Raw genomic sequence first — 13,941 nt, 5'->3', positions numbered from 1 at the left:
CTCCTTCCCCAGCCGTCATGGCCAACGGAAGAGTGGTGTACAAAAAGAGTTACGCCAGGTCAATCACAAGAGACAGTGGAAGTAGATACCAATGGTCTCCCGACCGTGACACGACAGGCTAGCTGATGTCCGAAAATGGAGACCTTCGGTCGGATTGGCGACACGGTCGGGAGACCGTGCCACAACAGTTTCTACTTCACCTACTTCCTACTCCACCTACTCCCCGACACTGAAAACGTCAAACTCCGCTCATGGCCGCCAATCTTACGCCCCAATATTTGAAAGCTGAGGAAGAGTATCGCCGCGCGGCGACGACTGAGGACGAGATCAAGTGGCTGGAGACGATGCTGCGCGAGATGCCGAAGCACAAGGCTTCGGAAAAACTGCAATGCGATCTCAAGACCAAGATCAGCAAGGCCAAGAAAGATCTCGAAGTCGAACGCAAGAGCGGCAAGAAGGGCCCCAGTGTTCGCATTCTCAGACAAGGCGCCGGCACGGTTGTGGTCCTCGGCGGGCCCAACGCGGGCAAGAGTCGGCTGGTAACGGCGCTCACCCGCGCGACGCCCGAGGTGGCGCCCTATCCTTTCACAACGCGCACTGCCACGCCTGGCATGATGCCCTGGGAAGACGTCTCGGTGCAACTGATCGATACGCCGCCGATCACCGCTGACTTCCTCGAAACCTACATGCAAGGCATGATCCGCAGCGCCGACACGGCAATCCTGATGGTGGACCTGGGCGCTGACGACGGCATCGAACATTGTCAGGCGTTGGTGGATCGCTTGAACGCCACGAAAACACGTTTGGCGGCGACCTCGCGGCTCGATGAAGAAGACGTCGGCTTGTCGTATACGCAGACGCTGCTTGTGCCGAACAAGATCGACGATCCCGACGCCACGGTGCGACTCGATTTTATGCACGAACTGCTGCTGCTCGATCTGCCGGAGTTGGTGATCTCCGCGGAAACCGGACAAGGGATCGCGGAACTCAAGGCGGCAATCTACAAGTCGCTCGACGTCGTGCGCGTCTACACCAAAACGCCCACGGCGAAGGAACCGGACATGACGCGGCCCTTCACGCTACGCCGCGGCAGCACGCTCGCTGACCTGGCCGGCATGATTCACCAAGACTTCGTGGCTAAACTCAAGTCCGCCCGCATCTGGGGCACAGCAGTTCATGACGCCAGCACGGTCAAGCCAGACTACGTGCTACACGACAAAGACGTGGCGGAACTGCACGTGTGACGACAAAGCGTCTTGAACCGCGGAGGCGCTCAGACGCAGCGGGGGAAATGACGAACGCAAGCACGCTCGTTGCTGCGTGGGAATCATTCGACATTCATGCCGCTATGTCAGCGCCGCCGGGTTCACCACATGTTTGGGCGTCTCGCCGCTGAGTCGTGCCGCGACTTGTTCGGCGACGCGGCGGCGGAGGTCGGCGATCGATTCCTCGGAGACGAACGCTGCGTGGGGCGTGACGATGACGCGCGGATCGTTGAACGGCGGCTGCGAGAGGTCCGGCGGCTCGTGTGCCTGCACGTCGAGGGCAGCGCCGGCGAGTTGCCCCCGTTCGAGCGCCACGGCCAGCGCCGCTTCGTCGATCACAGCGCCGCGTGCGGTGTTGATCAGATACGCCGAAGGCTTCATCCGGGCCAGCCGTTCAGCATTCAATAGGTGCTTGGTTTCCGGCGTGGCTGGAATGTGCAGCGAGACGTAGTCGCTCTCGGCGAGGAGTTGGTCCAGTTCCGCAAAGGCGACGCCGGACAACGGATCGCGGCGACTGCGGCTGGTCGCCAGGACACGCATGCCGAGGCCGATCGCCTTTTCCGCCAGTCGACGGCCGATGTTGCCGAAGCCGACGATGCCCAGCGTTTGTCCTTCGATGCGCCGTAGCGGCGGCCCGGCCTGCAGTTGGTAGACGCCTTGCTGCGATTGGCGATCAAAAAACACAATTTTGCGCGCCATCGCGAGCAATAATGCGAGCGCGTGTTCGGCGACTTCGATCACGCAGTAATCCGGCACGTTGGTGACCGGAATCTTGTGCGCCGTGCAATAGGCGACGTCGATGTTGTCCAAACCGATGCCCAACCGCGACACGATACGGCACTTCGGCGCGGCGGCGATCACCTCGGCGGGCACCTTGACCCAATTGGTCATAATCGCATCGACCGGGCCAGCGAGCGCCGCTAGCGACGCGGGATCCTGCCGCTCGGCAAGGATCAACTCGGCGTCGATGCGATCCAAAATGGCCCGCTCAAGGGAAAGATCCGGCCAGGCGATGTCGGTAATGAGCACACGGAACGCAGGCATGATTATTAGGCGCTGTCCTTCAAGCAGGATTGGGGCGGAATGACGAAGGTCGAAATCCGAATGTCGAATGAAATCCAAATGACGAAATCGAAATGAAAGACTTCCAACTACTTCACCTACTATCTACTTCACCTACTTCCTCTACTCCAACGTCCGCTCGTAGATGCGATAGGTCTTGTAACGCTTCCCGCCGACGGTTTCAATCGTGCGGTTGATGAGGGCGTTGTCTTCGAGCGTCCAGCCGAGTTCCGCGTTGTCGAAGCCGCGGACGTGCTTGCCGTACTCGAGCGTGCGGAGGATCATCAAATCGGTGACGCCGCGACGGCGGTATTGGTCGACGACCCCGCACGTTAGCACGCGGCCGGTCTTGATGCGCTTTAGATTGCGCGCAAAGCGCAGCCAACCCAGCGGAAACAGCCGGCCGTTCAGAGGGCGCATCGCCTCGTTGAAGTCGGGCAGCGTCAGGCAAAATCCCACGGGACGCCCTTCGGCTTCGGCAATGAGTAGGAGCTCTGGATCGGCCCAGCGGCGCAAGTTTTTCGCGAGATGCAGCGACTCCGCGTCCGTCATCGGCACGGCGCCCCAGTTGTCGCGCCAGGCCTCGTTGTAGACCTGCAAGCAGCGTCGCACGTCGCCGGCGAAATCGTTCAAGCGGAACGCCCGAATCGTGATCCCGCAGCGCCGGACCAAACGCTGCGCCTTTTCGCGCCACGAGCTCGCCATGTCGTGGGGGTCGTCGAACCACCAGCCGTAAAGATCCTTCGCTTTGCCGAACCCCCACGACTCCCACAGCGCCTGGTAGTACGCCGGATGATGGTTCATCATCACCCGCGGCGGCGTTTGAAAGCCGTCGATCAGCAGTCCGCACGTGTAGTTTGTCGAGTAATCGATCGGGCCGACGATTTGATCACGCCCGCGGGCACGCAGCCAATCGGCCGACGCATTGAAGAGGGCGTGCGCGACGGCCTCGTCGTCGATGGACTCGAAGAGCCCAACGCAGCCCTGGTTGACGCGGTGATGGGCGTTGTAGCGGGGATCGTCGCTCACGCAGATGCGTCCGACCACCTGTCGGTCTCGGAATGCGAGAAAAAAAGCCGCCGACCCGTGGCCGAAAAACGGGTGCTGGGCGCGGTTGACGAACAGCCGTCGCTCCGCGAGCAGCGGCGGCGCCCAGGCCGGATCGTCGGCGTAAATCGTCCAGGGGAGCCGGAGAAACAGCCCCAACTCGCGTCGGCCGCTCAGTTCGCGGACGACGACGGGGCTCTCCGCCTGGGGATCGCTACTTTCGGGGCAGGCGACGGTTTGGGGAGGCAGCGACATTGCCGGCTTTCCGAAGATTTAGCGCGATCGGCTGGGACGGTGGCAATGTGGGAAACTGCGAAACTTGTGCCGTCCTGGCGGTTGCTCGAAGGGCCGAACTCAGGGGCCCCGCGCCGACTGCAATCTCCTGCGCCAGCAAGATGTTGCGCCGTTGGTCAAATCCTACTTCCTCGTGCTCTCCGACGGATCACAACGTAAGCTTGAATGAGTTCGCCGCAGTGCTCTGAGCAGCCTCAAATGAAAAACATGTTCGCCCGACATTGCGGCGGCGCGTGAACCGCCTACAATGGAACTTGGTTCGAGGCAGCTTGCTGCATCACGTGGCTGTTGGCATAGGGTACTCGATTGCTCACCGAACAAGAAGTATCGCGCAGTTGGCGGAAGTTGTTCACAGAGACGGAGTTCACCAGTGAGACGGCCCAACGGGCCGAGGCGTTGCTGGAAGAACTGCGACCGGAAAGCCCGTTGCGGCACCGGCTCGGCAGCGAACTGATCGAAATCTGTCGCATCCGCCAGGTCACAACGGTCGGCTAGCCCAGCCGGTCCGCTGACATGCTACGGCTCGCTTTCGATCAGCGAGCCGGTCTTTGCGGCGGTGCGCAGCGCGCTTGACCCTTGGAGGGCAACCTGCGCCGCGCGATTCTGCGCCACGGTCGTTGTGCGCCAAGCCCAATGAAGGCCTCAGTGGTCTCTTGGCGATCGATGTATCGCTGGTGAACTTCACTGGGCTTAGTCGTCGCGCCTTCGCCATCGTCGGCGTCAAAAACGACAGCGGCCGCGGAGTCATCCGCGGCCGCCAAAAGCTCTTTCAGCGAACTATTTCTCGCTAGCGGTTAAGTTCCACACCGAAAGTCACGCCCTGGACGAAAATGTCCTGGTCGTTGTTCCGGGTGGTGACCTGCATGTCTGGGATCCGGTAGTCGATGCTGTTGGCGGCGCGAGCCAGGCCACTGAAGTACATGCCGGTCCAACCAGCCTGGAGCTGAATCGCCTGGGTAACCTGGTAGTTGAGGGCGAATCGCAATTCACCACCCAGCGAAAGTTCCGTGGTGTTGTCCGAGTCGTGGAAAGCCGTGTCCCCCAAGTCGAGCGGCTGGTTCTGGTTGCCGGGGAGCAAGCCGTTGCCCAGGCGTCCGAAAATATCGAAGTTCTGGAAGTTTGCTCCGGCGAACGCCCGCACTTCGGAGATGGTCGACACGCGGTGCTTCTTGAACACCAACCGGCCGCCGATCTGACCGCCAATGATGTTGTTATCGACTTCCGTATCCCAGTAGCTGCCGTCGGTGTAGTCCCAGCTATAGAGGCCGTCCGCGGGAACCACGTTGAGATTCGGATTGAGCACGCCGCCCAAGCCCATCACGACGAACTTGTCACGCATGTGGAAATAGCGCGGCCCGCCGAAGACTTCCATGACGCCCCAGCGTCGGAACGGCGTCCGTCGCCAGACCCGCATGGCTTCAATGCCCTCGACGCGCGTTTCGTTCGTGGCGTGCAACCGCTCGAAGAAGATCGGGAAGAAAACCAGGTCGTCGAAGTCCGTCGGGGCCGCGGTATCCGGGATCCCGTCCGGCGGCGGAACGGTGGTCGGGGGCGGAGTCTGGTTCGGCGTGCCGGTATCCTGCCCATCGCGTCCGAAGACGGTGTTCTGGTTGAGGTCGTCGTCAAAGCCGTCCCCGTTCAAGTCCACGAAGCCTTCGAGCACCGAAACCCCGTCAGGCCCCAGTTGCGGCAGGAACGCGACGCCGACCATGCCCTGGGCCCGAACGACGAAGTCGAAGAACGCTTGAGGTTCGCCGACGAACTGGACCGAATCGACCTGCAATGGGACGTCGTCGCCAATCAGGTCCAGTCGCGAGTTCTGGCTCGTCGTCTTGAAACCACTGATCAACCAGCCTTTGTCATTGTCCCCAATGTAACCAACTTCCAGGCGGTTACCCCATTGCGGGTCGCTCTCAATCCAACCCGTGTCCGCGGTGCTGGACTGGAAAATCAGTCGATCGCCATCCGACGCCGCCGGTTCAAAGCCGGAGCGGCCGATGGTCGTGGTGTCCGGGCTGCTGATGGTCCAGAAGATCCCTTCGGCCTTGCCGAACCAGCCGTAGTTCGGCTTGGGGTAGTTGCCGTAGAGGCTCAGGTCGGCCGGGGCGCCGATCGCGAAATCCCCGCTTCCCAGACGTCCGGGTGCATAGTCGTCTTCCGCTTGCCCCAGGGCCGTGGAGGCGAGCCAGAACTGGACGCCCAGTGCCAGCAGACTTTTTCGGATGCACTTTGTCGCCATGGTTTTCGTCTGCCCTTGCCTACGCAGGGAAATGGAATGGGCGCGAACGCCCATTAAGTTGTCACGGTGCAACGGTCGTAGCGGTAATATCGGCCTTCCGCTTCGTGACAGTTGAACAAGAACGGCAAACTGTGCCGGAAGAATCGATCGAAGGGGCGGCTAGAGGGCTGATATCCGGTAATCTGAATGCGCTCGGGAGAAATGGGTAAACAGCGAACGGGGAAAGTCGGGGTGCCGTCGCCGTCTAAGCCAGCGCTGACTTCGAAACCACTGAAAACTGAACACTGAAAACGTCCAACTCACCCCTCTAACCAGCTAGAATCAGTCCCACCATGCCCTCTGTATTGCTAGACATCCCGGAAGTCGCCGCCCTGGACGGACGGCAGGGGATCGTGCGAATCCCGCCCGAGACCGACGTGCCTTTGACCGACCGGGTGCGACAATTAATTGACACGGCCGACTTTCGGCGGCTGGCGCGGATCAGCCAGTTGGGCCTGGTCTCGCTCGTCTATCCCGCGGCAATTCACACCCGCTTCGAACATGCGCTCGGCGTGTATCGCCTGGCGCTGTTGTTCTTGAAGCAACTGGCGCACGACGAGCGCTTCGCAGCGACGATCCGGCCGGCCGACGCCGAGGTCTTCCTGGCAGCCGCATTGCTGCACGACCTGGGGCATTGGCCCTTTTGCCATCCGATCGAGGATATCCGCCTCTCGAGCGTGCCCCAGCATGAACTGTTCGCCAATAGCTTCTTGCTGGAAGGGGACATCGCCGAGGTGCTGACCGGCGAATGGCACGTAAATCCGCGCGACGTCGTGGCGCTGCTGTCCGCGGAGCCGACCGACGCGCGGGGGCGCATCCTGTCGAGCCTGCTCTCGGGACCGATCGACATTGACAAGATGGACTACCTGAGCCGCGACAGCCTGCACGCCGGCGTGCCGTATGGGCGGCACTTCGATCAACAACGGTTGATCGGCAGCTTGTGCTTGAATGCCGCCGGCGATGGACTGGCCATCACCGAGAAAGGCCGCACCGCGGCCGAGATGATGGTCTTCGCCCGCTATGTCATGTTCAGCGAAGTCTACTGGCATCACGGCGTCCGCTCCGCGACGGCGATGCTCCAACGCGCCTTCTACTTGCTCTACGACGCCTTGGAACTGGACGCGCTGTTCCGCATGACGGAGGCCCCGTTCATCGCCGCGCTGTTCGCGGCCGCGGAAGGCAATCCTGCCAAGGAGTTGCTCGACGGCCTGTTCGGCCCCACGCGGAAGCTCTACAAGCGTGTCGCGCAGTACAGTTACATCGAACAACCGGAGATCCACGCCCGCTTGGCCCGTAAGCACTATCCGTACCTGGCGGCCTGCGCCGGGCAGCTGGCGTTAGTAGCCAGCGCTGCCCTGGGAAAGGTGATCGCGCCGCACGAGATTCTGTTGGACGCGCCGCCGATCGAACGCGAAGTCGAATTCAACGTCGACATCTATTATCCGAAGGAACACCGCTATCGGCCGCTTGAGGAAGTCTCGCCGGTCGTGCGGACTTTGGCCCGCGAGCAATTCGACGACTATGTGAAGCGCGTTAGAATTTTCGCTCACCCGCGGATCGCGCGGGAGCTGCGCGAGCGCGCGGACTTACCCAAGCTGCTTTCCTCGGCATTGGAGCGGATGGAATGAGTGCAATTCGGTTTCTTGCTTGCGTCGTGTGGTTGGCTATGAGCAGCTTTGCGAGCGCCGCCGAGCAACCGCCCAACATCATCTTCATGCTGGCCGACGACCTCGGCTACGGTGACTTGGGCTGCTACGGCCAGCAGCAGATCCAAACGCCCCATCTGGACCAGATGGCTCGCGAAGGAATGCGGTTCACGCACTTCTATGCCGGCAGTACGGTCTGCGCGCCGTCGCGATGCGCGCTCATGACGGGCTATCACTGCGGGCATGCGCGGATTCGCGGTAACGGCGTTGTGCCTTTGGATCCGGCGGACGTGACGATCGCCGAATTGCTGCGCGAGCGTGGCTACCATACCGCACTGATCGGCAAATGGGGGCTTGGCGAAGACGCCACGACCGGCATTCCCTCCCAACAAGGCTTTGACAGCTTCTTTGGCTACTTGAATCAAAACCACGCCCACAACTATTATCCCGACTTCCTCTGGCGCGGCGAAACGCGCGAAGCGATTGTCGGCAACGTCGTGGCCAACGGCGTCGCCAGCGAGCGCGGACATTACTCCCATGACCTGTTCCTGCAAGAAGCCATGGCGTTCGTCGGTCAAACGCGCGACCGGCCGTTCTTTCTGTATTTGGCGCTGACGATTCCGCACGCCAACAACGAGGCCCGTGAAAAAGGGATGGAAGTCCCCAGCGACGCGCCGTACGCCGATCGCGACTGGCCGCCAGCGCAAAGAAATCACGCGGCGATGATTACCTATCTCGACGCGGGCGTCGGGCAATTGATGCAACGCCTTCGGGAGGCCGGCCTCGACGACAACACCATCGTCTGCTTTTCGAGCGACAACGGCCCGCATCGCGAAGGAGGCGCCGATCCCGAGTTCTTCGATTCCAACGGCCCATTGCGCGGCATTAAGCGAGATCTTTACGACGGCGGGATTCGCGTACCGCTCATCGTTCGCTGGCCCGGTCGCGTGAAGCCCGGCGCGGTGAGCGACCTCGTTCACGCCCACTGGGACGTGATGCCGACGCTCGTCGAGTTGTCAGGCGGCATGGCGCCAAAAGACATTGACGGAATTTCACTTGCGCCCACACTGCTTGGCGTTGAAAACCGTCAACAACATGAGCACGAGTATCTATATTGGGAATTTCACGAGCGCGGCTTCGCGCAAGCGATTCGCTTCGAAAACTTCAAAGCGGTGCGCCTCAAGCCTGACACCACGCCAGAGATTTATGACATCGCCGCCGATCCCGGCGAGACGACGAATCTGGCCATGAATCGGCCGGATCTGGTGATGAAAGCGGAGGACGTTTTCCGTCGCGCGCGGACCGAAGACGCCGCCTGGCCGATCAAGCGGGATTAGCAACGTGGTCGCCTTGACGATGTCCGCGCCAGTTTTCCTGTTCGCGTTCGTAGTCCAGGCCGCGGCGCAAGCACCAGGTTTGCGGCGACAGGATGCCCGCCGCGTGTTCGATGCGATTCACGTGCGCTTCGTCCAGCGGGTTCCGCACAGCCAGTGACGGCGCCTCGATCTGGATTTCCAGGTCGACGAGTGCGCCGTCCGGCAGATGCCCCGTGCGGACGGCATTGGCCAAAACACGTTGCCGCACCTCGCGGTCCGCCATAATCTGCTCCGCTTGCAGCCGTTGAAACATCTTTACTGCCGGACCTTCCGCGACCATGGTTGAGGCATAGTTTGCGTTCGAGGCGTCGGACGTGAGCATGAACTCCGGCATCACCAGCCGGCTGGCGATCGCCCGTAGTTCGGCTTGCAGAACGGTCACATAGCTAGCGGCGTTGATGGTCGAGGCGGGGAAGTCGTACTCGACATTCGCCGGGGCGTCCAATACGGTCCCCGGCGCGTAGCGGCGAAAATGTTGCGTACGGCCTGTAACGGAACTCGTTTGGCTGGCATCGGCCTGATCGGCGACGAACTGTTGCACCGTGGTGCGCGACGCCCCGCGATGCCGGCGAATCAGCGCGATCGCCGATTGAATCTCCGCCACCGTGCTCATATTACGCAGCAGTTTCTCGGCGCGACGCAGATTCTTCAGCACCGGATAGAACAGCGGCAGCCCGCGCTTCACGTTGGCGTCGACATTGGCCTTGCGATGTTGAATGTCGCCGGCGTCGATCGACTCGCCGTCGACGAAGTACGCAAACACCGTCTCCACGTCCCGCGGATCGGTATAAATGCCGAATGACACCGCGGGTTCCGCGGCCAGTGTCGTCGGCGTCGCAATCTGGCCCGGCTCGACGAATCGCACCTGCGTCAGACCGTCCGGCGAAAGGAAGAAACGCAGAAACACTTCGCCGTCTCGGTCGCGACGGCGAACGATCTCCTGTTGCCGGGCATGCCACCGGTTCTCGACGAGAAATCGTTCCAACACCGCCTGCGCGTTGCGGACTAAATCCGTAGACACACTCACACCGCGCCGGGCAACCAGGCGATACTGATGGCCAGCGCCGACAATATAGCTGACGCGGTTCTCATGCCCGTTGATGGCGAACTCGTTCGCCACCGCCAATTGCCGACAATGCGCCCGGGCCTCGGCCAATTCCTGTTCGCTGCGCAGTCCCGAGCAGATCGCGCCGCTGCCAGCAAGGTCGCCACTGACGCGCAACCAACTCTCACCGTCGCCGTCGTCGAATGCTTCGCGCGGATCGACCAGGCGATCCCAGAGATCGAAATACGCTTCTTCCAATTGCCGCCAGTCGGGCTGATGCATGGGTAGCCTCAAAGTAGAAGGATGTGTGAGTCGTAGATAGGCAGTCGATATGAGCGGTTCGAATGTCGAAATCCGAATGACGAATGAATGACGAAGCTCGAATGTTGAATGGAACTGAGTAGACGAACTTGCACTGGCTATGTGACACGCGCGACCATTCGACATTCAGTCATTCGGATTTGATTCGACATTCGGATTTAGGAATTCGTCATTCCCCTCAGCTTCCTTCCAACTCGGCGGCCAGTCGGATCGCCATTTCCAGCGCGTCCGGGCCGTCGTCGTGGTCGCCCACAGGGAAGGTCTTGAGTTGCTCGACGAGCAGCCGCGTGCCCGGAGAATTGGCCAGAAATCGCAACCGACGGCTGGCCAGGTACGGACTCAACCGACGAATGCGCACCTTTTTCGAGACGTGATTCTCGATGGCATAGGGGCGCGGCGCGAGCACGTTTTGGCGGGCAAACTCCGCGGCGAATTGATCTGCCAACAGTTCTTGATACTGATTCGTCTCGACGCCAAAGGCGTCCGGCGCAAAGCTCCGGTAGTGCGCCACGCCGTCGGCGACTAGTTCCGGCGTCGGGCGTCGGGCGAGATCGGCCGACACGAAGATCACGCCGCGCTGGTCGACGCCCAGAAGCACGTACGCGGAGAAATCACCGTGCCGCGCGTCGCTGCCCTTGCTGGGATCGAGCGCGAGCGTTTTGATCCTGAACTGCTTCGGCCATTCGTCGAACCAGATGTGCTGGTCGAAGTACGACTCCGGCCATTCGCACAATTCCGGGTTGAGGGGCGAACCTTGCTTTTCGCGCTCGAAAGCGCCGCGGCCTCCCTCGGCACGGAGGCACATCAACGTGTACAGGTCTTCTTCCTCGGGCCACAGCAACTGGGCGCCTTCTTCCATCGCCGCGCGTTGCGACTCGTAGAAGGCCAGCGCCGCCTGTCGCGCGTCGATTCGATCGCAGTCGGAATAAATCGCCTCCCAGGCTTCCCAGAGTTCGGCGCGCCGCGGCCAGCGTTCGATCGCCGCGAACACTCTCGACGTCCAACCCGCCGTGCGATGCAATTCCATCGCCAACGCGTCGCAATGCAGCGCCGTGGCCAGATGCACGATGTTCGTGCGCTTGGTTCCGGCGTTCAGCAATGTGCCTTGAAACCACTGCCGCGATGCCGCCCGGGCGGCGGCGGATTGAATATGCTGGTCGTTCTGCAGATCGTCGCAGATAATCAGTGACGGTCGAGCAGCGCCTTTTCGCTTGCCGCGCATCCGCTGTCCGGCGCCCAGCGCGTCGATGGCTACGCCGTTGCGCAGGACGATGGATTGCGCCCGCCAGGTGCGCCCTTGCCCCGCGGCTTGGGGATAATCGCGGGCAATCGCCTCGTTCTCCAGCAACTCGGACGTGATGTTTTCCAAATGCGCGACCGCCTGGTGCTTACTGTCGGAGACGATCCAGATATACCGCTCGCTTCCTTCGAGCGCTGCGCGCAATGGAAGTGCGAGCGTGCCAATGGTCGACTTCGCGCCGCCGCGCGGGCCGATGGCATTGATTTTCGCGCGGCGCTCGTGACGGGCCGCTTCGAACTGTTGTTCGAGCCAGCGATGCATCCCCGAGGGCGGGCGCGTAAAGTGATTTGGGAGATAGTGCCGTCCCCACTCCAGCAACGGTGCATCGCGCTGCGCTTTCGTGGTTGGATCGCCGCCGCGCTGCTTGAGAGCTTCGACGAACATCGAGAGCAGAATTCGTGCGTGTGGCTCGCGGAATTGCCGCCAGGAAATGGGACGGGCATGCTTTGTCGCGGCGATCATGACTTTCGCTCCGACGCTTCAACCTTAACTAACAGATCTTTCAGGCGGTTGAGGATGTTTGTCCGATGATCAGCGTCCGGCACTTCCGCCAGCACGGCGACAGCCATGGCGTCGATCAAGGCCCGCACTTTGGCTGGCGCCAGCGCCTTGGGATCGGACTTTGCATAGCGGCTCGGGAACTTTCGTTCCAAGAGCCAGGCCGCCGCGCGCCAATACTGCTCGCGTAGCGCCGCCTTGGTGATATTGCCGAGTTGCGCCAACTCGAAATTCGGCGCCGCCTGGTCAAGCCGCGCCTGAAACGCAGGCTTGGCCGCAGCGGTATCGTAGATTTCCTGGAGCGTCCGCCGCACGTAGTCGGCGGCCGAAGGCAAATCCGACCCGGCCAGCAGCACCGCGACGACGTCGTTCTGTTGCTTGGCGGTAAGCAGCTTCGACTTGCGGGGCATGGAGCGAGAGTTTGAAGTGTTCAGTGTTCAGTATTCCTACTTCACCTACTATCTACTCGACCTACTTCACCTCTTCCCAAACACTCAAACGATGCCGTGGCGCGGCCCCAGGAGCCGCGGTACCAGCCTTTTCGCACGGGCTGGGGCCGTGACCCATGCTTGCGCACCCGATTGAGTCGCCAGCGCGGCGAGCGCTCGCAATGCGCGAGCATTGCCGGATGACTGGAGGTGAGCAGCAATCGTTCTTTATTCGCCAAATGAATGTCCGCCACGCATTCCATCAGCCGCGAACCCACGCCGATGCCCTGATAGTCAGGCAAGGTGACGAGCCGAGTGATTCGCCACGTATGACGATGCCCGACTTGCGCGAGCGTGGCGCAGAACGCGATCGGTTGGTCGTCGCAACTCGCCACGAAGCAGCGCGCGCCGGGCGCCAGGCTGCCGGTCAAATAGTGATGACGGCTAAACATCCGCCACGCCGCACGTCCGGCGCGATGTACTTCGAGTCGCAGTCGCGGTCGCCGAAGCCGCCTCCGCTGGCACGTGCCGGTCGCCATGTCGGTCACCCAATCCGGCTCCAGCCATTCGGCGATGTCGTAGTGGCACGCGACGGCGACAAATCGCACGTTCAGCGACTCGCCCCGCAGCGCCTTCGCGAGCGCCGCCGCGCCGTACCGCGCCGCCGTACGATCCACGACACTGGTGAATTCATCGAAGACCAGCAGGCCGGACTGTTCGCCTTGCCGCAACGCCCGGACGAGGTCGCAACGAAAGCGCTCTCCGCCGCTCAATACGTCGTACGGGCGCAACCAAGCCGGCGGTGAACCGAAGCCGACGCTCGTCAGCAAGCCCGTAAGCTGCTTGATCGGCGCGTCGCCTAGACAATCGATCACCGCGCGATCCGCCGGCCAGGCGCCGCTTCGATAAAGCGCCTCGCCAAACGCCGCGCGGGCGATACTCGTTTTCCCGGAACCGGACGGACCGACGATCAACCCAATTTGCCAAGGCTCGTCCAACGCCGGAACTTCGACGGAAAACGTCTCTCGCAGCTTTTCCGCGAGCGGCACATCAAACATCCCGGCCACCTGCTGCACACGAAACGAATCATGCAGGGGACAAGCGACCGTGGTTTCGATGAGGGGCATGGGATCGTTTGAAGTGTTCGGTGTTCGGTGCAGTTATTGAACGCTCGCCAGTTCACTATTTCACGCAGCAACTACTTCGCCAACATTCCGATAGACATCACTCCGCACTCACCACGCCCTTTTCCACTTCATGCTCCCCGTGGTGAATCCATCTCACAAGGCCTAGGCTCTGTTGACGATTCGGTCTGCTTCAGGTTAAACACTTGCGGTCGGAATTGGAATTCCGATTGCACCCTGGAGGCTCGGATGCCATG

General features: G+C 61.5%; 11 protein-coding genes. 4 read left to right on the top strand and 7 right to left on the bottom strand.

The features are described from left to right. The first annotated feature begins 251 nt into the window (after nucleotides 1-251). Nucleotides 252-1,244, top strand: coding sequence for a GTPase (locus tag SGJ19_15040; protein ID MDZ4781564.1), 993 nt, complete (start codon nucleotides 252-254; stop codon nucleotides 1,242-1,244). Nucleotides 1,245-1,346: 102 nt separating this feature from the next. Here the strand turns inward: SGJ19_15040 and SGJ19_15035 are convergent, their stop codons facing one another. Beyond that, on the bottom strand, nucleotides 1,347-2,309 hold the full coding sequence (locus SGJ19_15035) for a C-terminal binding protein (GenBank protein ID MDZ4781563.1): 963 nt from the start codon (nucleotides 2,307-2,309) through the stop codon (nucleotides 1,347-1,349). A gap of 141 nt (nucleotides 2,310-2,450) precedes the next feature. Then, entirely contained in the window at nucleotides 2,451-3,629 is a 1,179-nt protein-coding gene (locus SGJ19_15030) for an N-acetyltransferase (GenBank protein ID MDZ4781562.1), read from the bottom strand. Between the two features lie 345 nt (nucleotides 3,630-3,974). On the opposite strand from SGJ19_15030, the gene SGJ19_15025 reads away from it, so the two are divergent. Further along, nucleotides 3,975-4,163, top strand: a complete 189-nt coding sequence (locus tag SGJ19_15025; GenBank protein ID MDZ4781561.1) for a hypothetical protein — start codon at nucleotides 3,975-3,977, stop codon at nucleotides 4,161-4,163. A 292-nt stretch (nucleotides 4,164-4,455) separates the two neighbouring features. On the opposite strand, the gene SGJ19_15020 is transcribed toward SGJ19_15025, so the two are convergent. Beyond that, nucleotides 4,456-5,907 (bottom strand): BBP7 family outer membrane beta-barrel protein, encoded by a 1,452-nt coding sequence (locus SGJ19_15020; GenBank protein ID MDZ4781560.1) that lies wholly within the window; start codon nucleotides 5,905-5,907, stop codon nucleotides 4,456-4,458. A gap of 332 nt (nucleotides 5,908-6,239) precedes the next feature. Here SGJ19_15020 and SGJ19_15015 point away from each other — a divergent pair, with 332 nt between their 5' ends. Then, nucleotides 6,240-7,574: an HD domain-containing protein gene (locus tag SGJ19_15015; GenBank protein MDZ4781559.1), complete on the top strand. Its 1,335-nt coding sequence runs from the start codon at nucleotides 6,240-6,242 to the stop codon at nucleotides 7,572-7,574. Further along, nucleotides 7,571-8,929, top strand: coding sequence for an arylsulfatase (locus SGJ19_15010; protein ID MDZ4781558.1), 1,359 nt, complete (start codon nucleotides 7,571-7,573; stop codon nucleotides 8,927-8,929). Before SGJ19_15015 ends, SGJ19_15010 begins: the two co-directional genes overlap by 4 nt. On the opposite strand, the gene SGJ19_15005 is transcribed toward SGJ19_15010, so the two are convergent. From SGJ19_15005 to SGJ19_14990, 4 genes are all read right to left on the bottom strand, one after another. After that, a complete protein-coding gene (locus SGJ19_15005; GenBank protein ID MDZ4781557.1) occupies nucleotides 8,916-10,295 on the bottom strand; it encodes a phage portal protein in 1,380 nt (459 codons plus the stop codon). The genes SGJ19_15010 and SGJ19_15005 overlap by 14 nt on opposite strands. Before the next feature lie 217 nt (nucleotides 10,296-10,512). Continuing rightward, nucleotides 10,513-12,096, bottom strand: a complete 1,584-nt coding sequence (locus SGJ19_15000; protein MDZ4781556.1) for a hypothetical protein — start codon at nucleotides 12,094-12,096, stop codon at nucleotides 10,513-10,515. Further along, on the bottom strand, nucleotides 12,093-12,542 hold the full coding sequence (locus tag SGJ19_14995; protein MDZ4781555.1) for a hypothetical protein: 450 nt from the start codon (nucleotides 12,540-12,542) through the stop codon (nucleotides 12,093-12,095). Before SGJ19_14995 ends, SGJ19_15000 begins: the two co-directional genes overlap by 4 nt. 41 nt (nucleotides 12,543-12,583) lie before the next feature. Next, nucleotides 12,584-13,687 carry a GNAT family N-acetyltransferase gene (locus tag SGJ19_14990; GenBank protein ID MDZ4781554.1) on the bottom strand — a complete coding sequence of 368 codons (1,104 nt, stop codon included), beginning with the start codon at nucleotides 13,685-13,687 and terminating at the stop codon, nucleotides 12,584-12,586. Nucleotides 13,688-13,941: the final 254 nt, after the last annotated feature.

This window comes from Planctomycetia bacterium, assembly GCA_034440135.1.
Classification (GTDB): Bacteria; Planctomycetota; Planctomycetia; order Pirellulales; family JALHLM01; genus JALHLM01.
This window is presented reverse-complemented; position numbering and strand designations above follow the sequence as displayed.

Bases quoted from the DNA above. Each gene is read 5' to 3' on its own strand.
- SGJ19_15030 (MDZ4781562.1), bottom strand. From the start codon at position 3,629: ATGTCGCTGCCTCCCCAAACCGTCGCCTGCCCCGAAAGTAGCGATCCC.
- SGJ19_15010 (MDZ4781558.1), top strand. From the start codon at position 7,571: ATGAGTGCAATTCGGTTTCTTGCTTGCGTCGTGTGGTTGGCTATGAGC.
- SGJ19_15020 (MDZ4781560.1), bottom strand. From the start codon at position 5,907: ATGGCGACAAAGTGCATCCGAAAAAGTCTGCTGGCACTGGGCGTCCAG.
- SGJ19_15005 (MDZ4781557.1), bottom strand. From the start codon at position 10,295: ATGCATCAGCCCGACTGGCGGCAATTGGAAGAAGCGTATTTCGATCTC.
- SGJ19_15000 (MDZ4781556.1), bottom strand. From the start codon at position 12,096: ATGATCGCCGCGACAAAGCATGCCCGTCCCATTTCCTGGCGGCAATTC.
- SGJ19_14995 (MDZ4781555.1), bottom strand. From the start codon at position 12,542: ATGCCCCGCAAGTCGAAGCTGCTTACCGCCAAGCAACAGAACGACGTC.
- SGJ19_14990 (MDZ4781554.1), bottom strand. From the start codon at position 13,687: ATGCCCCTCATCGAAACCACGGTCGCTTGTCCCCTGCATGATTCGTTT.
- SGJ19_15040 (MDZ4781564.1), top strand. From the start codon at position 252: ATGGCCGCCAATCTTACGCCCCAATATTTGAAAGCTGAGGAAGAGTAT.
- SGJ19_15015 (MDZ4781559.1), top strand. From the start codon at position 6,240: ATGCCCTCTGTATTGCTAGACATCCCGGAAGTCGCCGCCCTGGACGGA.
- SGJ19_15035 (MDZ4781563.1), bottom strand. From the start codon at position 2,309: ATGCCTGCGTTCCGTGTGCTCATTACCGACATCGCCTGGCCGGATCTT.